The organism is uncultured Maribacter sp. (genome assembly GCF_947495965.1).
In the GTDB taxonomy this organism is placed as follows: domain Bacteria; phylum Bacteroidota; class Bacteroidia; order Flavobacteriales; family Flavobacteriaceae; genus Maribacter_B.
This window is the reverse complement of record NZ_CANMBB010000002.1, coordinates 312,659-332,207: the sequence shown is the minus strand read 5'-3', so window position 1 is coordinate 332,207 and position 19,549 is coordinate 312,659. Positions and strand designations below refer to the sequence as shown.

At 31.3% G+C, this 19,549-nt stretch carries 13 protein-coding genes; 7 read left to right on the top strand and 6 right to left on the bottom strand.

What is annotated here, in order from left to right; genetic code table 11:
• Genes Q0820_RS05915 through Q0820_RS05905 form a run of 3 tightly spaced genes read right to left on the bottom strand, consistent with a single transcriptional unit; the run spans position 1 to position 3,769 of the window.
• Complete coding sequence (locus Q0820_RS05915; RefSeq protein WP_298486023.1) at positions 1–1,695, bottom strand: sodium:solute symporter family protein; 1,695 nt, start codon at positions 1,693–1,695, stop codon at positions 1–3.
• Positions 1,692–2,876, bottom strand: a complete 1,185-nt coding sequence (locus Q0820_RS05910; protein ID WP_298486021.1) for a mandelate racemase/muconate lactonizing enzyme family protein — start codon at positions 2,874–2,876, stop codon at positions 1,692–1,694. Before Q0820_RS05910 ends, Q0820_RS05915 begins: the two co-directional genes overlap by 4 nt.
• On the bottom strand, positions 2,873–3,769 hold the full coding sequence (locus Q0820_RS05905; protein WP_298486020.1) for a dihydrodipicolinate synthase family protein: 897 nt from the start codon (positions 3,767–3,769) through the stop codon (positions 2,873–2,875). The genes Q0820_RS05910 and Q0820_RS05905 overlap by 4 nt, the downstream gene beginning before the upstream one ends.
• Positions 3,770–4,013: 244 nt before the next feature.
• Here Q0820_RS05905 and Q0820_RS05900 point away from each other — a divergent pair, with 244 nt between their 5' ends.
• The 5 genes from Q0820_RS05900 (at position 4,014) to Q0820_RS05880 (ending at position 12,614) form a co-directional block, all read left to right on the top strand.
• Positions 4,014–5,030 carry a GntR family transcriptional regulator gene (locus Q0820_RS05900; RefSeq protein ID WP_298486019.1) on the top strand — a complete coding sequence of 339 codons (1,017 nt, stop codon included), beginning with the start codon at positions 4,014–4,016 and terminating at the stop codon, positions 5,028–5,030.
• 287 nt (positions 5,031–5,317) lie between these two features.
• Positions 5,318–5,905, top strand: coding sequence for an RNA polymerase sigma factor (locus Q0820_RS05895; RefSeq protein ID WP_298486018.1), 588 nt, complete (start codon positions 5,318–5,320; stop codon positions 5,903–5,905).
• A 138-nt stretch (positions 5,906–6,043) separates the two neighbouring features.
• A complete protein-coding gene (locus Q0820_RS05890; protein ID WP_298486017.1) occupies positions 6,044–7,162 on the top strand; it encodes a FecR family protein in 1,119 nt (372 codons plus the stop codon).
• A gap of 108 nt (positions 7,163–7,270) precedes the next feature.
• A complete protein-coding gene (locus Q0820_RS05885) occupies positions 7,271–10,771 on the top strand; it encodes a TonB-dependent receptor (RefSeq protein ID WP_298486015.1) in 3,501 nt (1,166 codons plus the stop codon).
• A gap of 31 nt (positions 10,772–10,802) precedes the next feature.
• Positions 10,803–12,614 (top strand): RagB/SusD family nutrient uptake outer membrane protein, encoded by a 1,812-nt coding sequence (locus Q0820_RS05880; RefSeq protein ID WP_298486013.1) that lies wholly within the window; start codon positions 10,803–10,805, stop codon positions 12,612–12,614.
• 74 nt (positions 12,615–12,688) lie between these two features.
• Here the strand turns inward: Q0820_RS05880 and Q0820_RS05875 are convergent, their stop codons facing one another.
• Both Q0820_RS05875 and Q0820_RS05870 read right to left on the bottom strand, forming a co-directional pair.
• Positions 12,689–13,819, bottom strand: a complete 1,131-nt coding sequence (locus tag Q0820_RS05875) for a TlpA disulfide reductase family protein (protein ID WP_298486012.1) — start codon at positions 13,817–13,819, stop codon at positions 12,689–12,691.
• A gap of 96 nt (positions 13,820–13,915) precedes the next feature.
• On the bottom strand, positions 13,916–14,410 hold the full coding sequence (locus Q0820_RS05870; RefSeq protein ID WP_298486010.1) for a hypothetical protein: 495 nt from the start codon (positions 14,408–14,410) through the stop codon (positions 13,916–13,918).
• A 90-nt stretch (positions 14,411–14,500) separates the two neighbouring features.
• On the opposite strand from Q0820_RS05870, the gene Q0820_RS05865 reads away from it, so the two are divergent.
• Positions 14,501–17,410: an FAD-binding and (Fe-S)-binding domain-containing protein gene (locus tag Q0820_RS05865; protein ID WP_298486008.1), complete on the top strand. Its 2,910-nt coding sequence runs from the start codon at positions 14,501–14,503 to the stop codon at positions 17,408–17,410.
• On the opposite strand, the gene Q0820_RS05860 is transcribed toward Q0820_RS05865, so the two are convergent.
• Complete coding sequence (locus tag Q0820_RS05860) at positions 17,400–18,266, bottom strand: UDP-2,3-diacylglucosamine diphosphatase (protein WP_298486006.1); 867 nt, start codon at positions 18,264–18,266, stop codon at positions 17,400–17,402. The genes Q0820_RS05865 and Q0820_RS05860 overlap by 11 nt on opposite strands.
• Positions 18,267–18,454: 188 nt before the next feature.
• Here Q0820_RS05860 and aroC point away from each other — a divergent pair, with 188 nt between their 5' ends.
• Complete coding sequence (gene aroC, locus Q0820_RS05855) at positions 18,455–19,519, top strand: chorismate synthase (RefSeq protein WP_298486004.1); 1,065 nt, start codon at positions 18,455–18,457, stop codon at positions 19,517–19,519.
• Positions 19,520–19,549 lie beyond the last annotated feature (30 nt).

Here is a 19,549-nt window from a genome sequence, read left to right as displayed (position 1 = left end):
CTAAAGTAACCTATTTTTTTTGGTTAAACTCTTTATTTTAAATTGTATGCCTAAAGCTATTAATAAAAGACATGTCCCAAAAACACCAATAATAATTTTACCATTATCTGTAAGAAACATCAAAACAAATAAGCTTAAAGCACAAACAGCTAAACTTATCATTACTACTTTTTGAGGAAAAGTGTCAATTATTTTATTTTCTTTTTCTTTAGCTGTATTAAGGTTGGAAACTTTATTTCTGTTTGCTTCTATTAGCTCCCAGCCCTTATCTATTTTGTTGCGTTTTAAAAAATCCATTATGGCTAGCATTATAACCGGAAGAATAACGCCAACTAATACGTTTATGTTTCCTCCAATTATTTGAAATCCAAAGCGTAAAAGCAAGCCTACTGAAAAGCTTACTAAAGCAACAAGGCACATTTCAAGAACGCCAATTCGTTTGCTAAATAGACCCCATAATGCTGGCGCTAATAATGGTACTACTAATAGTGAGTTTATTGAGATTATTAACTTTTCAGCACCTCCCATTAATGGAACAAATAAAGCTGTTAAAATTAAAATAATACCTAAAGCTGCAGTAAAGATACGTCCAACTTTAACTAAAATATTTTCAGAGGCGTTAGGGTTTATTAATGGTTTATAAAAATCATTAGTTAGTACACCTGCAAAAACATTTAATTGTGAACTTACCATACTTGCTGTTGCAGAAAACATGGCTGCAAACATTAATCCTAATACACCTACTGGTAGAACTGATTGGGAAGCTAAAATATAAGCTTGTTCTGGATTTGCATTTGGATTAATATTTCTATACATAATTGTAGGGAATAACCAAATTAGAGGAGCTATAAAGTATAGACTGCCAAAAAGATATGCCGACTTTCTTGCTTCTACAGGTGACTTTACTGCTGTATAGCGTTGTACAAAAGCCCATTCGGCACCTATTCCAAAAAAATTAATTATTACCCATCCGGCTAAAAATATCCATCCGTATTCTGCTGCAGTGGGAGAGAAGAACCCTTCTGGTAAACTAAGTAGGGTATCTTTAAAATTATCAACTCCATTAATCATTAAAGTGGTAACCATAATTACTACTAATGTTAAAACAATAAATTGTAGAACATCGGTCATTAAAACAGCCCATAAGCCACCAATCATTGTATAAGCAACAACGATAATACCAAAAATAATAATAGCCCAATTAAGGGATAAATTTCCTGTTGCAACATCTCTTAGAAAATGCCCTTCATCTAAAGGAATTAAAGCAACTAAAACAATGGCTAATGAATATACAGATACTGCTGTTCCTAATACTTTTTTTAGCATCATTGTCCATGTGTAAAAATTAAGTCCAATTTTACCAAAACGTAATTCAACATAACTTGCTGGGGTAGAAATTCCTAATTTATTCCACTTTCCTGCTACATAATACCCAACTAGCAATGCAGCTATACCATTACATATATTAATGGCTACAGCTACTAAACCATACCTATATGCTATGCCTCCCCATACAACAAAAGTACTGGCAGAAAACATGGTCATAAAACCACTAAGGCCAGATGCCCACCAAGGGGCATTTCCTCCTGCCGAAAACATATCACTCTGGCTTTTTATTCTACGAGAAGATATAATGCCAATTAAAAAAACACCTAAGACATAAAGGGATAAAAAAACATAATCAAAAGAACTCATAATAAAGTCATTTTTGATTTCATTTCTTCTGTTGGTTCTACGCCAATTCCATTTCCACTAGGAACACTAAAAAAACCAGATTCACATGTTATGTTTCCTGTATTGTAAGATGTAAATTCAGGAAATATAGTATGTTGAAATTCATGAAAAGCAATATTTTGAACTGCAGCACTAGCTTGAAGGCTAGCTGCTAAAAAAATTCCAGAACCAATAGTGGCGTGTGGCATTACTAAAAGATTATGCGCATGCGCATAATTAGCTATTCGCATAAATTGAGTAATACCTGTATGGCCCATTTCTGGTTGTACTATTTGGCATGCTTCTAAATCTATTCTTAGTTTTGCATCATATACTGTACGCCATTCTTCTCCAACAGCTATAGTTGCATTTGTTTTTTTTGCTATCCAACTAAGTCCATTAAAATCTTCATTATAGATTGGAGCTTCTATGTACCAAGGGCGGTATGGCATCATTTCTTGGATAAGGGAAACGGCCTCTCCTCGTGTCCTTGCCCAGTGCATATCACAAGCTATTAGAGCTTCTTCTCCTAAAGTTTTTCGTAATTGTTTCATTTCTTCAGCACCACCTTGATCAGCCATTGGTAAAGCAAATTTAAAAGCATTAAAGCCTTTTTTTTGCCAATTACTAGCTATTTCACAACGTTCTTCTATAGTAGATTTTGGAAGACCAGAAACGTAAGCTGGGATTTTAGTTCTTCTAATCCCTCCCAATAAACGTGCTAAAGGTTGTTTTACTGTTTTTCCATAAATATCCCAAATTGCTATGTCTACAGCTGCTAAGGCATCATGATAAAAACCTCCATGATAAGCTCTAACACGCATTAAATCGTATAAATCTTCATATATAGTGATTACGTCTAATGGATTTCTTCCAATAATAAAGTCTGCAAATAAGTTTTTAATAATTGCTACTGTTGCATCACCTGCTACCAATCCGTAAGTTTCTCCCCATCCTTCAATACCATTTTCAGTTAATACTCTAACTACAATAGATTTATTTTTTTTTGGATAAACAGTTCTATTTGATTCTCGGATAAAGTATTCCTCTCTTTTAAGATTTTCTTCCCCTGAAACGGGTCCTAGATAGGTTTCGTTTTGTTCTAGTGAAACATAGTAAACTTCTACTTTGGCTATTTTATCACTATTATTTTCTTTACTCATATAAGTATATTTTCTTCTTGTAAATCTTTCAATATTTGGTCTAAATCTTCTTTCGCGTATTTGTCTAATTTAGGCAATGGAGCTCTAACATAAAGAGCATCAACCACACCACGTTTTTTTAGAATATATTTTGTGAGTTCCATTCTATATATGGTCTGTGAGGTTAATAGGGGTAGGGTAAGTCTATATAAATTTCTAGCTTGGCTAAATTCTCCATTTTTATAAGCATTAAAAATAGCTACATGTAAGTCTGTAATTTCGGCAGCAGGAACAGCACCAATAGAACCGCGATTTAATTCGTCTATTATATACCTAGATCCGCCTCCACCAAATACACCCAATAAATGTGGTATATTTTTATTTAACACCTCGGATATTGTTGGGCCCGAAGGAATTTTCTCTTCTTTAAGGTACGTTATATTTGTGTTGTTTTCAATAATTTGTATTAATTGCTGCGCATCTAATCCTGCTCCAATAGGCATTGGGGCATTTTGTAGTATTATTTCACAATCTTGAAATTGTGTAGCTACATCATTAAAAAAGGAAATATGTTTATCTAAATTATTTTCAAAACGTTTTGGAGCCATTAACATAAAATGTTTAATTCCATTTTCCTTAGCTTCTTCTGCTAATATTGTAACTTCTTTTATACTTGGTGCACTAATACCAGCTACAATTGGTATTATTCCGTTTACTTCAGACACTAAAAGTTTAATTAATTTTATTCGTTCTTTAGAAGTAAGAAAATTGTATTCACTTGCAACACCCGGAAAAACAATACCATGCGCTCCAGCAGAAATTACAAATTGTATTACTTTTTTTTGTGCTTCTAGATTAATGTTACCACGATCTGTAAAACAGGTTGGTATAGCAGGAAGTATTCCTTTTAACATGATTGTTTATTTTATGTTAGTTTAAATTAAATTATTTGCAAATAAAATTAGTCTGGTCTGGTATGGTCTGTGTCAAAATAATAACTTATATTTATGTTTAGCAAATAATTTTATGTTTTTTTTATTTTAATTATAAAATTAAATAGGAATTGTAGTTTGCATGAAATTGGGTTATACTAGTAGTGTAGCAACAGATATTACTATATTTGAACATTATGAATTAGCCAATAAAATTCATTAAATTATGGAAGAATTTGAGTTAGAGAAAAACCCAGAAAAACCTAAATATTTATTATTATCTGATGGAATAACAAAACAGATAAACGAAAAACGTTTAGTTCTTGGGCAAAAATTACCTTCTGTAAATAAACTTTCTGAAGAATTTAATTTTAGTAGAGAAACTGTTTTTAAAGCGTTAGCGCATCTTAGCGAAAAAGGTATAGTTAAAGCAGTTGATAAAATAGGTTATTTTGTAAGTGATGTATCTCCAGAAACAGATTTTAGGGTTTTTTTAATGTTAGATAAGTATACTAGTTTTAAAGAAGAATTCAATAATTCTTTTGTGAATAAGTTAGGAGAAAGAGCAAAGGTTAGTTTATATTTTCACTACCAAAATATAGAACTTTTTGAATCTCTTATTTTACAAAATTTTAAAAACTTTACCCATTTTGTTATTAGTACATCTATACGTCCAAATGAAATTTTATATGAAGCATTGGATAAAATACCGCCCGAAAGATTAATTATTATAGATAAATATGTTGATAATTTAGTAAAAGGGTATGGCATGATTTATCAAGATTTTGAAAATGATATTTTCAATGTCTTATCCATTAATATTAACACTGTAAAAAAATATAAAAAAATAATATTATTACTCCAAAAGAATGATTCTGAAGTTGTTTTTACAGAACAAGGCTTTGCTAGATTTTGTAAAGAATATAATTTTAAAGGCGAGGTGCATAGTAGTTTTTCTGCATTGAGTTTTGCCGAGGGAAACCTTTATATTACTACTGATTCTAATGATTATAGTTTAGTAAATATTATTAAATCTGTTCGTGAAAAAAAATGGGAATTAGGTAAACACGTAGGAGTAATAAGTTATAACGAGACTCCTTTAAAAGAAATATTAGAAGAAGGAATAACAACCATTAGTTCTAATTATAAAAAAATGGGAGAACAAGCAGCAAACATGATATTAGAGGCTAAGTTTGAACATAAAATGAACAACTCTAAAGTAGTCTTAAGAAAATCTTTTTAGTTATCTTTTTGATCAATATATTATGTTAATTAAGTAGCTCTGTTACTTTTCTTCTATAACGTTATAGTTTAAGTGCTTTTTTCTGTAGCTATACTGTTTTTCATATAATGTTAAAGTAATGAATATTGATGTTTTCCTATTTTTTTATTTTTTGTTTAGACAAACAAACTAACTCTAATCAAGTTTTTTATTTTTTGTGTTTAGTGTAATATTTTAATATAAATATTAAAATATTATTATATTTCATATATATTTATTTCACAATTTATATTTTCTTATCTAATAAAATGACAAAAAATCTTTCTGATAATATTATACTAGAACAAGCTATAAGTGGAAATTCAAGTGCTTTTAAGGAAGTGTATGATAGGTATTCAAAAGGTATGTTTTATTATGCTTTTAAAATATTGAATGATAAAGAAGTTTGTGAAGATATAATCCAAAATATTTTTATAGATTTTTGGTCAAAACGTAATACGTCTAATATTAAGAAATTAAAGCCTTATCTTTTTCAAAGTGTAAAATATCAAATATTCAATTACATTAGGGATAAAAAAATATCAAATGAAGATTTAAGTAGGCTTAATTTAATTGATGTTTCAATGAATGTTTCACAAAAAATGGAATATTTAGAGTTGGAAGAATTAATTAAAAATATTATAGAACAACAGCTCCCGAATAGGTGTAGGCAAATTTTTATTTTAAGTAGATTTGAGCATAAATCTAATAAAGAAATAGCTAATGAGCTTGGAATCACAATTCAAGCTGTTAAAAATCAAATATCTAAAGGAATACATAAAATTAGACTTTGTCTTAATTCAGAAGAAGTAGTACTGTATTTTTTTCTTACCTATTTTACTTTTCTAAATAAATAATTTTTCGCTTTCAAAAAGATTTTTCCTTAATTTTTTTAGGCTTTTTTTGTTAAAACAGCAATAAAAGTCATTTTCAACGTGTACCATTTATCCTTTTTTGGTACTTAATTAATAATAAGTACTCATTCATTATTTTATATGAACAAAAGACAGGCAAAATTACTATTTAAAAAATATGTAGATGGTCAATGTACCGAGCATGAAAAAAATATGCTAAATAATTATTTAGAATCTTTTCAGAATGAAGAAGTACCGCTTCACGAATTAAATTTTGATGACGATATAAAAAATAAAATTTGGAGAAAAATTGAACTCGAAAGAAATAATAATAAAAAGGTTAATAAACCTTTTTATTATTATTTTAAATATGCAGCAATTATTGTTGTACTATTTTCTATATCTGTTTTTTATATAAATAAAGATAAAAACTCAAGTGAACCATTAGTTATTTCTGAAGATGCAATTATTCTTAAGACTGCAAATAATGAGAAAATTATAATTGATTCTAAAGGGCAACGAAATTTAATAAAAGAAGGGAAAGTTATAGGAAAGCAAAATGGGAACTCTATAAATTATGTTAACAATGATGCGGTTGCAGATTTAGTTTATAATGAAATTAGTATTCCATACGGAAGAACTTTTAAGTTAACACTTTCTGATGGTACAACAGTGCATTTAAATGCTGGTTCTACAATGAAGTACCCAATAAATTTTATAAAAGGAAATCAAAGAGAAATTTATTTAAAAGGTGAGGCTTATTTTGAAGTAGCAAAGGATGAAGACCATCCTTTTATAGTAAATACCAATGATATAGGAGTTAGGGTTTTAGGTACTCACTTTAATGTAAATTCATATGAAAATACGGATTCATATACTGTGTTAGCAGAAGGAAGTGTGGTTGTTTATGATCAAATAATGAAGGATGATTTGGATACTCATATAAAAATAGTCCCTGGTCAAAAAGCGTCTTTATTTAAAGAGAATATAACCATTAAAAATGTTGATGTTAATAAATATTTGGGGTGGCGAAATGGAAGATTGTTGTTTGATAATGAAGAGTTTAAAGATGTGGTCAGGAAAATTGAAAGAAAGTATAATGTAAAAATTGAAAATGAATATTCAAAATTAAACAACTTGAAATTTAAAGGAGATTTTGAGGACGAATCTATAATTGATCTATTAGATACCTTTAAAGAAAGTGCAAGGTTTAATTATGAAATAATAGATAACAAAATAATAATCAAAAAACCAATATAGATATGACTTGACTTAAAAATTAAAAAAACCGAGAAACGCGGGAACGTTTCTCGATTAAAAATGACTTTAACCGAATTGTAAAATAACTAATCAAAATCATACTAAAATATGAAAAAAACAGACAGGTTTTCTGTGTTTCTAGGAAACTTTTTAAAAAAGAACAGAGAAATGAAACTCTCATTAATGTTATTTGTTCTGGTGTTATTTAATGTTAATGCCAATACTTATTCACAGAATAAAAAAATATCACTAAACATAGAAAAAGAATCTATTGAAAGTGTTTTAAATAAAATAGAAAAGCAAAGTCAATTTAAATTTTTTTATATCACTGGAGAAATTGATGTTTCAAAAGAAGTATCCATAGCAGTCCAGAAAACTCCAATAAAAGAAATATTAGATATTCTTTTCAAGAATAGTAATATTTCGTATACTTTGGTTAAAAAGCAAATTGTATTAAAGAAAAATGATAAGCTAAAACAACAGTCTCAAAAATTAATTAAAAATAAGCTAGAGCAACAAAATTTTACGGTATCAGGTATTGTTACTGATGATGACGGTGCTCCATTACCAGGAGCAAATGTTATAGTAAAAGGCACAACAACTGGTACCCAAACAGACTTTGACGGTAAATATGAAATTGAAGCTAGTAGTGATGGTGTTTTAGTATTTAGTTATATAGGTTTTAAAACAAAAGAAGTTTCTATTAACAAAAAAACTTCTATAAATATCGTCCTAGAAGAAGATGCGGCTGGTTTAGATGAAGTTGTTATTGTTGGTTATGCTAGCCAAAAAAAGGCAACAGTAACAGGTTCTATAAGCACGTTAAAAGCTAAAGAAGTATCAGAAATTCCAGTTTCTAACGTATCTAGTTCTTTAGCTGGTAGAGTAACAGGTTTAAATATGCGACCTAATGGAGGGGCACCTGGAGATGATAGTCCAAATATTAATATTAGAGGTATAGTTACAACAGGAAGCACAACTCCATTAATTGTAGTAGATGGTATAAGAAGAAATAATTTACAACAAATAAACCCAAGTTCTATAGAGACTATAACAGTTTTAAAGGATGCAGCAGCTGTTGCTCCTTTTGGAATTGGTGGAGCAAATGGGGTAATTCTTATTACAACTAAAAAAGGAAAACTTGGTAAGCCTAAGGTTTCAATTAATACATCTGTTGGTTTTCAAAAGCCAACTTACCTTCCGGAGATGGTATCTGCAAGAGATTATATGGCTATACAAAATGAAGGGTATTTTAATGATAATCCTAATGGAGCAACGCCACCTAATGATCCAAATTTAATTGCAAATTATCCAAGTTTACATCAAGACGATCCTTTTTTATATCCAGATTCAAATTTCACAGACGTTTATAGAAAAACTACACCAGTTACAACAAATGGTATAGAAATAGGGGGAGGAACAGAATTTGTTACTTATAGAGGGGCTTTAAATCGTTTTAAACAAGAAGGAATTTTTGAACCAGTAGGGTATCAAAGATATAATTATGACCTGGCCTTAGAGGCAAAAGTATCTGGAACTACTAAGATTAGTATGTCTCTTATTGGTTCTATAGAAGATACAGATGGTATTGATGCAAATGAAAATTTGCCACATTTGTTTAGAAGTTTTTACAAATTTGTGCCAACACAATCTTTAGTGTATCCAGGTGGAGATAAGTGGGGAGAATCTTCTGCAAGCACACCTGTAGGGGTATTAAATTCTAACGGGTATGATAAAACAGAAAAAAATACATTATTAAGTAGCATTGCTATTGAACAAAATATTCCATTTGTTAAAGGATTAAGTTTAAAAGGGGTGTTTAGTTTTGATACTAATACAAAACATAATAAAGGTTTTCATGTGCCATTTGTTTACCAAAATATAGATTTAAGTTCTACACCTTACACTTTTACAGATGCTGTGTCTAATCAAGAAGGTAATGGAGCTCCTTTTACATGGCTCCGAACTAGAAATGATAGGTTTAAAGGGTATACTTACCAAGGTTATATTAATTACAAAAGAACTTTTGGGGATCATAATATAACAGGTTTGTTTGTAGCAGAAGCAACTGAAAAAGAAGGAGACTGGTTTAGTGCTAGAAGAGAACGATTTGGATTGGATATAGACGAGTTAAATTTGGGGAGTTCAGATTTGTTAGATTCTAGTAATGGCGGATCTTCATGGACCCAAAGTGAAATTGGGTATGTGTATAGGTTAGGCTACAGTTATAAAAATAAATATATAGTTGAGGCTTCTGGTCGTTATGATGGGCATTATTCTTTCGCACCAGGTTCTAGGTGGGGCTTTTTTCCAGCGTATTCCGCTGCTTGGAGAGTATCTGAAGAAAAATTTATGAGTAATGTATCTAGTATAGATAATTTAAAAATAAGAGGTTCTTGGGGTAAATCTGGAAACTTACCTTATTTTGAAAATAATAACGGAACTTTTACTATTGCAGATTACCAGTACTTAGATGGTTATGATTTGCGTGGAAATGCGTATGCTTTTGGAACAGGGGCTGTTGTTCAAGGTTCAAGAATCCCTAATGAGTCTAACCCCAATATTACCTGGGAAATAGCAACCAAGTTAGATGTTGGTTTTGATTTATCTATGTGGGACGGATTGCTAAATGTAGAATTCGATTATTTTAGAGAAGATAGGACAGATATGCTTTTGCGTCCTCAGGTTACTTTACCAGTAGAATATGGACTGGCAATAGCACAAGAAAATAAAGGAGAAATGAATAACCGTGGGTTTGAAATAGCGGTTAGTACACATAAGGAATTTAAGAATGGTTTAATCATGGATTTAGGAGCCAATTTTAGTTATTCTAAAAATGAAGTGGTGGAGACATTTCAATCAGATGCTCAAAGAGACAACCCAAATAGAACATTAACAGGACGCCCTTATAGAACTCCTTTTGGGTATAAATCGTTAGGACTTTTCTCAACGTCAGATGATGTTAATGGAGATGGTTTTATTAATGCGGATGATGGTTATAATGTAGTGCAATTTGGAGACTTGCGCCCTGGAGATATACGTTATGCAGATTTAAGTGGACCAGATGGTGTGCCAGATGGGATTATAGATGTTAATGATCAAACTGTTATTGGGGATCCTTCTCAATATCCAGGAATGACATTTGGTTTTAATTCTTCTTTTAACTACAAAGGCTTTGATTTATCCTTGTTTTTCCAAGGAGCAGCAAAATCAAGCGTTAGTATGCGTACCTTTTTAACGGTACCTTTTAGTAATAATGGAAGTAATTTTGCTTATGAATATTTTGATAATAGATGGACTCCAGATAATCAAAATGCAAGATACCCTAGAGCCACTACAGCTCCAACGCCTAATAATGGCCAAAATTCAGATTTCTGGATGGAAGATACTAGCTATTTACGTTTAAAAACTTTAACACTAGGCTATTCATTACCTTCTTCTTTAACTTCAAAAATAGGTATAGACTCTATAAGGCTGTACGTGATAGGGCAAAACCTATTAACTTTTAGTGGTTTAGATTTTATTGATCCTGAATTAGGGTATAGAGATTTAGAAAGAGCATATCCGGTTGGTAAATCATTTGCTTTTGGGGTAAATATTGGCTTATAATTAATATAGATAATTACAAAAATAATTATAAATGAAAAAAATAATATATAAAGGAAAATGGAATTCTATTCTTTATTTATTCTTGATGGTACTAGTAACATCATGTAATAGTGAAGATTTTTTAGAAAATACAAATAAATCTAAGCTTACAGATGCTACACAATGGGCGTCTGATTCTAATGCAGATATTTTTATTAATGATTTGTATAGTGAAATTCCTCAGTTTAATAGGATTGCAGAACAATTAGATTATTATACAGACGATTATAATATTAGTCATTATTATACTGCATATCAATGGCGTAAAGGTATTTGTCAAGTACCTGGAGGAAGTACTACAAACCCATGGTTTGGTAGTCATGGTCCTACGAATGGATATTCTTGGGAGGCTTTTTTTACTAAGCTTAGAAAGTGTAATACAGCGCTTTTAAAGTTAGATGAAAATAAGGAAAATTTATCAGAAGACTTTTATAATAAAAGATATGATGAAGTACGTTTTTTAAGGGCATATTTTTATAGCGAGTACTTTATGCATGTTGGTGGACTTCCTATTTTATTAGAACCTTTGGATAGAAACACTGCTACTGAAGATGAATTATTAGCTCCAAGAGCTACTTTTGAGGAAACATTTAACTTCATAACAAGTGAATTAGAATCTATTGTTTCTAATGAAAACTTAAGTATTAAATATAATAGTGGAGAAGGTGATGCAGGAAGAGCAACATTAGGTGCAGCATTAGTAGTTAAGGGTTGGATTGAACTTTTTGCAGCAAGCCCTTTATTTAATAGTGGAAGTGCCTATATTTCTGACCCAGGTAATTATGTGCATTTTGCAAATGCAGACCCATCAAGATGGGCAAAAGCAGCAGCTACAAACAAAAAGTTTATAGATGATTATGGAGGTGTTTATGCATTAATAGACGATTTGCCTAATTTATGGAGAGCTTCTAATGAATATAATTCTGAAGTTATATGGGATAGGCAAGCTATTGAAGATGTAGGAGGTCTTTCTAGTAATTATGAAAGAAGAGGAGGTGTTACATATGTTCTTGGGCAATATAGAACATGGGGTAATTATAACCCAACGCAAGAGTTAGTAGATAATTTTAAAATGGCAAATGGTAAAGCAATTACAGATCCTACTTCTGGGTATAACCCTCAAGCGCCATATGTAGATAGAGAAAAGCGTTTTTATGATTTTATAGTATTTGATGGAGCCACTTATAAATTAGATTGGATGCCAGAAGAAGATATTATTTATACGCGTATAGATGAAACTTATGCTGATCCCAGTAAAACTAATCAAATAGATTTAGCAGGAGCTACAGATGTTGGTGATTCTGGTTATTATCAAAAGAAAAGATTAAATCCAGATGCAGCGCCGGGAAGTGCTAGTGGACAGAATGATGTGTTTTATAGGTACTCTGAAGTATTACTAAACTATGCAGAAGCTCAAAATGAAGCTGTTGGTCCAGATGCGTCTGTATATGATGCAATTAACCAAGTAAGAAATCGCTCAGATTTACCAAATTTAGAAACGGGATTAAGTAAAGAAGCTATGCGAGATGCTATACATTCAGAAAGGAGAGTAGAATTATGTTTTGAAAACAAGCGCTTTTATGATAATAAGAGATTAAAAACAGCAGAAGTAGTTATGGCAGTTCCAACACATAATATGGTAATTCGTAATTCCGTTCCATCTGATAATTCAGGGGTATGGGTATATAGTGTGGAAGAAGAGGAGTTTGATACTGCGGAATTTAATTTAAGACAGTATATGAGTCCAATTCCTCAAAATGTAATAGACCAGAACCCAAAAATAGCCCAGAATCCAGGTTATTAATATTGAGTATAGTTAGTTTGGCAGGTAATCCTTGTATTTGGGTTACCTGCTTTTTTATTTAATAAAATGATAAATTAATTAAGTAGCTCCGCTACTTTTTCTTCTAAGGCGTTACCTCTTAAGTTTTTTGCTACAATTATACCGTTTTCATCTAGTAAAAAGGCAGCAGGAATTGCATCTACGTTATATAGTTTTGCAATTTCATCATTAAAATATGCAAGATTAGAAACTTGATTCCATTCTAATTTATCATCTGCGATAGCTTTTTTCCAATCTTTTTCGTTTTTATCTAAAGAAACTCCAATAATGTTTAAACCTTTATCATGGTATTTTTTATAAACAGCTAAAACATTAGGGTTTTCTGCTCTACAAGGTTTACACCAGGCTGCCCAAAAATCAATTAAAGTAACTTTTCCTAATACACTATTTAAAGCAATTTCTTTTCCTTCAGGGTTTTTTGCAGAAAATTCAGGAGCTTTGTTTCCGATGGAAGTATTTTTATTAGCAACTTCTTTAGCTTCTAAATCGCCAATTCTTTTTAAAACGTTTTTCCCAACTTTGTTTTCTTTTATTTCAGGAGCAAGTCCTTCATATAAACTTTTTAATTCTTCTATAGATGTAGATTTAGATGCAATGGCACGATCTATTAATAAAGCAGAAATTAATCCATTAGGGTTAGCTTTTATGTATTCTATCTCAAAATTTTTATATTCTTCCTGTAGTTCCTTCATCTCATCACTTAAAGCAGAAATAGTTGCCTCGTCTTGAGACATCGTTGCTTTTTGTAAATCTTTTTGAATAGACATAGCTCTTTGCGACATTGTTTGTGATTTTTTCATGTAATCAGAGAAAATATCATTTTGTAATGTACCTTCTGCTTTAGCTAAATTTAAACTATCCTTCTGAGCAGAGACTTCAATTTCGCCAGTTTCTAGTATAAGTACAGAGTACCCTGGTAATTTATCAACAAAAATATAATGCAACTCTGGAGCAATCGGTTTTCCGGAAAATGAATAAAGACCTTTATTAGTGTATGCTGTGTCTACGGAAATAGGTTGGTTATTTTCTCCTATTTTTTTTAAAATTACTTGAGTACTGTCTGCAACATCTCCTCTAAGTGTACCATTAATTGTATAACCTTCTGGTTTACTATTACATGCTATTAGTGTAGCAATTAAAATAAGGGGCATTATAATTTTTTTCATATCCATTTTTTTCTGATGCAAATGTACTTATATATTAGGATATAAAAAAAGCCCTTAACATTATAGAGTTATGGGCTTATATTATAGGAATATATCCTAGAATTGGTATCGAATACCAAGAGCTACATCAAAATCAAAATTGTCAGAAAAACCTTTGTAGCCAATTACACCAAATTCAGGTCTGCAATCCAAGGATAGTAATAAAGGGAAATCAAAATTATATTCTATACCAATATCCCCAGCGGCAAATACAAAAAGCCCATCATTATCTTCGCCACCCGGAATAGGTGTAAAGTCTACACTTCCTAGTCCGCCTCCAAAACCATAATACCAATTAAAACCCTGATCTATAGTTAATACCCATTGGTATAAACCAGCTAATTTAACAGCGTCATAACCTCTACTATCTCTAAAACCTAAATCTAATTCTAATCTATTTGTTCTTGATAGTAGGTGTTGGTAAGAAATTTCTGCACCAAACCCATCGCTATCTCCTAAGCGTAGCCCTGCTGTATGATCCGATATTTCTTGTGCGCTAGTATTAAAAGCTGTAATACAGAATATTAGTGTAAGTAACTTTATAATTTTCATAGTGTTTCTTTTTATGTTTAAAAAAAGGAGCTCCTGTTCAATAGAGCTCACACAATAAAAACTTAAATTTGCATTCAAAATTGTGCCGCTTTGGAAAAAATAGTCTTACAAGAATTAGGGAACGCCTTAGAAGGAAAATTACAAATTGATGATTTAACTAAAACACTATATGCTACAGATGCATCTGTATATAGAAAAATACCTATGGCAGTGGCTTTTCCAGAGTCTGTTTCTGATATTAAAAAATTAATTTCTTTTGCAACGGAAAACAAGATAGGGCTAATACCAAGAACAGCAGGAACTTCTTTAGCAGGCCAATGTGTTGGAGAAGGTATTGTGGTAGATGTTTCTAAGAATTTTACTAAAATACTTCATGTAGATAAAGAAAAGAAACAGGTTACTTTACAACCTGGAGTAATTAGAGATGAATTAAACCTGCATTTAAAACCTTACGGATTGTTTTTTGGACCTAATACATCTACCTCTAATAGATGTATGATAGGGGGTATGGTTGGTAATAATTCTTCTGGTACAACTTCTATTCAATATGGCGTTACAAGAGACAAGATTGTTTCTTTAAAAACAGTATTGTCTGATGGCTCAGAAGTAGAATTTAAGGATATTTCTAAAGAAGATTTCCATGAAAAGATGGAATTAGATACACTTGAAGCATCACTTTATAAGAATATATATAAGGAGCTGAATGATAATTTGATAAAGGAAGAAATAATTAAAGAGTTTCCTAAACCATCTATACATAGAAGAAACACTGGCTATGCAGTAGATGAGTTGTTGGATAATGTAGTGTTTGGAGACTCTGATAAGCCATTTAATATGTGTAATTTATTAAGTGGAAGTGAAGGAACTTTAGCTTTTACGACAGAAATTACTGTTAAGTTAGATGATTTGCCGCCAGCATTATCTGCCATGGTAATTACGCATTATCATTCTCTGGAGGATTGTCTTACAGATGTTGCTCCTTTAATGGAAAATAATTTGCACTTATGTGAGATGATGGATAAGGTTATTTTGGATTGTACTAAAAATAATCGAGAGCAATTAGCAAACCGTTTCTTTGTAGATGGAGATCCAGAGGCGCTTTTAATGTTGCAAGTAAGTAGTAATACAGAGGAAGATTTAGAGCAGCAAATACATGGGGTTTTAAAAACGGTTAAAAAATCGAACCTTAGTTATGCAGAGGCTATTTTAAAAGGTGGAGATATTGCAAAGGCTATAACCTTAAGAAAAGCTGGGTTAGGTTTATTAGCAAACCTTGTAGGCGATAAAAAAGCAGTTGCTTGTATAGAAGATACGGCAGTTGCTGTAGAAGATTTAAAAGATTTTATTGGAGAATTTACTTTAATTATGCAAAAGTATGGCCAGAAAGCTGTTTACTACGCACATGCTGGAGCAGGAGAATTACATTTAAGGCCTATTTTAAATTTAAAGAAAAGTAAAGATGTAGGTTTGTTTAGAGATATAACTACAGATGTTGCTTTGTTAACCAAGAAATACAAAGGCTCTTTTAGTGGTGAACATGGCGATGGTATTGTAAGAGCAGAATTTATTCCTTTAATGATAGGGGATGCTAATTATGAACTGCTTCGTAGAGTGAAATCTTATTTTGATCCTAATAACATATTTAATCCTGGTAAAATAGTAGATGCTTATCCTATGGATGCATCTTTACGTTACGAGATAGATAGGGAAGAGCCAGAGATACCAACACTTTTAGATTTTTCTACCGATGAAGGAATTTTAAAGGCTGCAGAAAAATGCAACGGTAGTGGCGATTGCAGAAAAACGCATCACATGGCAGGTGCTATGTGCCCAAGTTACCAAGCAACTAAAAATGAAAAGGATACAACTAGGGGTAGAGCAAATGCCTTAAGAGAGTTTTTAACAACTTCAGATAAGGTAAATAAGTTTGATAGTAAAGAGTTAAAAGAAGTCTTTGATTTGTGTTTAAGTTGTAAAGCTTGTTCTAGTGAATGCCCAAGTAATGTAGATATAGCAACTTTAAAAGCAGAATTCTTGTATCAATACCAAGAAGCAAATGGGTATTCTAGAAGAGCAAAAATGTTTGCGCATAGTACTAAAATGAACCGACTAGGAAGTAAGTTTTCTGGAATTACAAATGCTATGTTTACTTCGGAATTTATTAGCGGATTAATTAAAAAAAGTTCAGGAGTAGCAAAACTAAGGGCATTGCCAAAAGTTTCAAGTTTTAATTTTGATAAACAATTACAAGTATCTAGTAGTAAATTAACTGCGACTAAAGGTAAACTTGTTATTTATATAGATGAATTTACAAATTATCTTGATGTAGAACTTGGAAAAGATGCTATTGATGTTTTTACAAAATTAGGGTATGATGTTTCTCTTTTCTATGGAGAAAGTGGAAGAACCTATTTATCTAAAGGGTTTTTAAAACAAGCAAAAGAACTTGCATTTAAAAATATAGAAAACCTAAAACCTATTGTGGTTAAAAATATTCCTATTGTTGGTTTAGAGCCCTCTGCAATATTAACTTTTAGAGATGAATATAATAGATTATCTGATGATAAAGAAACGGTAAAAGCTATTGCAAATAATTCTTTTTTAGTGGAAGAGTTTTTAGCAGACCAAATAGCAAAAGGAATAATAACAAAACAATTATTTACTACAGAAGCTAAGGAGGTTAAAATTCATAACCATTGTCATCAAAAATCATTATCTAATCAGAAAGTAACTTTTGATATGTTAAATTTACCAGAAAACTACAAGGTTTCTATTATAAGTTCTGGTTGTTGTGGTATGGCAGGTTCTTTTGGTTATGAAGAAGAACATTATGAAGTAAGTATGCAAGTAGGGGAATTAAAGTTGTTTCCAGCAGTAAGAGGAGCTTCAAAAGAGACCATTATTGCAGCAAATGGAACTAGTTGTAGGCATCAAATTTATGATGGAACTAAAAGGCAAGCAAAACATCCAATAACTATTTTTAAAGAGGCTATGCTTTAATAGTGTCTTTAGTGGTGAATTTGTTTTCGGAATCTTTTTTAGAAGTGAGCGAGTTTATTAGTTCATGAATATTCATGTTCTTTAGTTCTTCATCAGCAAAAAATGGTATTAATTTATCATGATTGTATTTGTATACTTTCCAGCGTTTAAAGGAGTACTCCAGTGCAGTAAGATTTTCTACCCAATCTCCTGAATTTAAGTAAGTACATTTTCCTTTTTCTGTAACAATTACTTCTTTTTTTGGAATATGGGTATGACCGCAAATTACATAAGAGTATCCATTGTCTATGGCAAGCTCAGAAACTGTTTTTTCAAAATTGTCTATTGCTGTTACATATTTTTTTAGACCTTTTTTAAACTTACTAGATAATGAGAATCTTTTTCTTCCAATTTTTTTACAGAACCAATGTGTGAATCTATTTAAATGTAGTAGTAAGTTGTAGCCTGCACTTCCTAATTTTGCTATCCATTTGCTGTTTTTGGTGTCAATGTCAAAAACATCACCATGGAAAAACCATGCTTTTTTCCCATCTAGGTGTAATACTAATTTGTTTTTTATTTTTAAACTTTGACTAAGGCTGGTGTTAAATTTTCTTAGGCTCTTATCATGATTTCCAATTAGATAAATTACTTCGGTTCCTTTTGAGGACATTTTTAGTATTTTCTTAATAACTTTTACATGAGAAGAAGGGAAGAAATTGTTGTCTTCATGCCAGGTATCTAAAATGTCCCCGTTAAGTACGAGTATTTTAGGTTGTATACTGTTAAGGTAATTGACAAGTTCTTCTGCGTGGCATTTGGGGGTGCCTAAATGTACATCAGAAACAACAGCTATTTCAATTTTTCTTTTTTTCAATTGTAAAGTGCTTTCCTACAAAATAAGCGAATTAGGAAAATGTAAAAGTGAATTTAAAATCAAATAAACAGTATGCAATGGTTAATAAATATACTGTTATATAAACCTAAGGTTAGGTAATTATTAAGAGGGCTTATAATTTTTGTTTTTCTTTATTAACAATTACCTTTGGCATAAATTAAAAAACTATGGCTGGGAATACCTTTGGAAACCTATTTAAATTAACCACTTTTGGTGAATCTCATGGCGTTGCTATTGGAGGTGTGATTGATGGTTGCCCTTCTGGAATAGATTTAGATTTTGATAAAATACAAGAAGAGCTAAATAGGCGTAAACCTGGACAGTCTGCAATTGTAACACAACGTAAAGAGCCAGATGCTGTAGATTTTCATTCTGGAATTTTTGAAGGAAAAACAACCGGCACACCTATTGGTTTTGCAATTTTTAATACCAATCAAAAATCTCATGATTATGGACATATAAAAGATTCTTATAGGCCTTCTCATGCAGATTATGTGTACGATAAAAAGTATGGATTTCGGGATTATAGAGGAGGAGGAAGAAGTTCTGCAAGAGAAACCGCAAGTAGAGTAGTTGCAGGGGCAATTGCAAAACAATTTGTAAAAGGGATTACTTTTGATGCCTATGTTTCTCAGGTTGGAGAATTACAATTAAATAAAAATTATAAAGAATTAGATTTTTCTTTGACTGAGTCTAACCCTGTTCGTTGTCCGGACCCTGCTATGGCAGAAAAGATGGAGAATTATATTAAGGAGGTTCGTAAAGAAGGAGATACTATTGGTGGCGTAATTTCATGTGTCATAAAAAATGTACCTATTGGTTTAGGAGAACCTGCTTTTGATAAGTTACATGCAGAGCTAGGAAAGGCCATGTTGTCTATAAATGCTGTAAAGGGTTTTGAGTATGGTAGTGGTTTTGAAGGTGTTAAAATGAAGGGGAGTAAGCATAATGATAAATTTAATTCAGACGGTACTACGCAAACTAATTATAGTGGTGGTATACAGGGTGGTATAAGCAATGGTATGGATATATACTTTAAGGTTGCATTTAAGCCAGTTGCTACCGTTATACAGCCTTATGAAACTATAGATAAAGAAGGTAATATGGTTAAAACGCAAGGTAAAGGCCGTCATGATCCATGTGTTGTTCCAAGAGCTGTTCCAATTGTAGAGGCAATGGCTGCTTTAGTTATTGCAGACTACATGCTTCTTAATAGAACTATTAAAGTCTAATTTTTTAAGGATATTTTAGTCTAAATTAGG

Bases quoted from the DNA above. Each gene is read 5' to 3' on its own strand.
- Q0820_RS05915 (WP_298486023.1), bottom strand. From the start codon at position 1,695: ATGAGTTCTTTTGATTATGTTTTTTTATCCCTTTATGTCTTAGGTGTT.
- Q0820_RS05910 (WP_298486021.1), bottom strand. From the start codon at position 2,876: ATGAGTAAAGAAAATAATAGTGATAAAATAGCCAAAGTAGAAGTTTAC.
- Q0820_RS05905 (WP_298486020.1), bottom strand. From the start codon at position 3,769: ATGTTAAAAGGAATACTTCCTGCTATACCAACCTGTTTTACAGATCGT.
- Q0820_RS05900 (WP_298486019.1), top strand. From the start codon at position 4,014: ATGGAAGAATTTGAGTTAGAGAAAAACCCAGAAAAACCTAAATATTTA.
- Q0820_RS05895 (WP_298486018.1), top strand. From the start codon at position 5,318: ATGACAAAAAATCTTTCTGATAATATTATACTAGAACAAGCTATAAGT.
- Q0820_RS05890 (WP_298486017.1), top strand. From the start codon at position 6,044: ATGAACAAAAGACAGGCAAAATTACTATTTAAAAAATATGTAGATGGT.
- Q0820_RS05885 (WP_298486015.1), top strand. From the start codon at position 7,271: ATGAAAAAAACAGACAGGTTTTCTGTGTTTCTAGGAAACTTTTTAAAA.
- Q0820_RS05880 (WP_298486013.1), top strand. From the start codon at position 10,803: ATGAAAAAAATAATATATAAAGGAAAATGGAATTCTATTCTTTATTTA.
- Q0820_RS05875 (WP_298486012.1), bottom strand. From the start codon at position 13,819: ATGAAAAAAATTATAATGCCCCTTATTTTAATTGCTACACTAATAGCA.
- Q0820_RS05870 (WP_298486010.1), bottom strand. From the start codon at position 14,410: ATGAAAATTATAAAGTTACTTACACTAATATTCTGTATTACAGCTTTT.
- aroC (WP_298486004.1), top strand. From the start codon at position 18,455: ATGGCTGGGAATACCTTTGGAAACCTATTTAAATTAACCACTTTTGGT.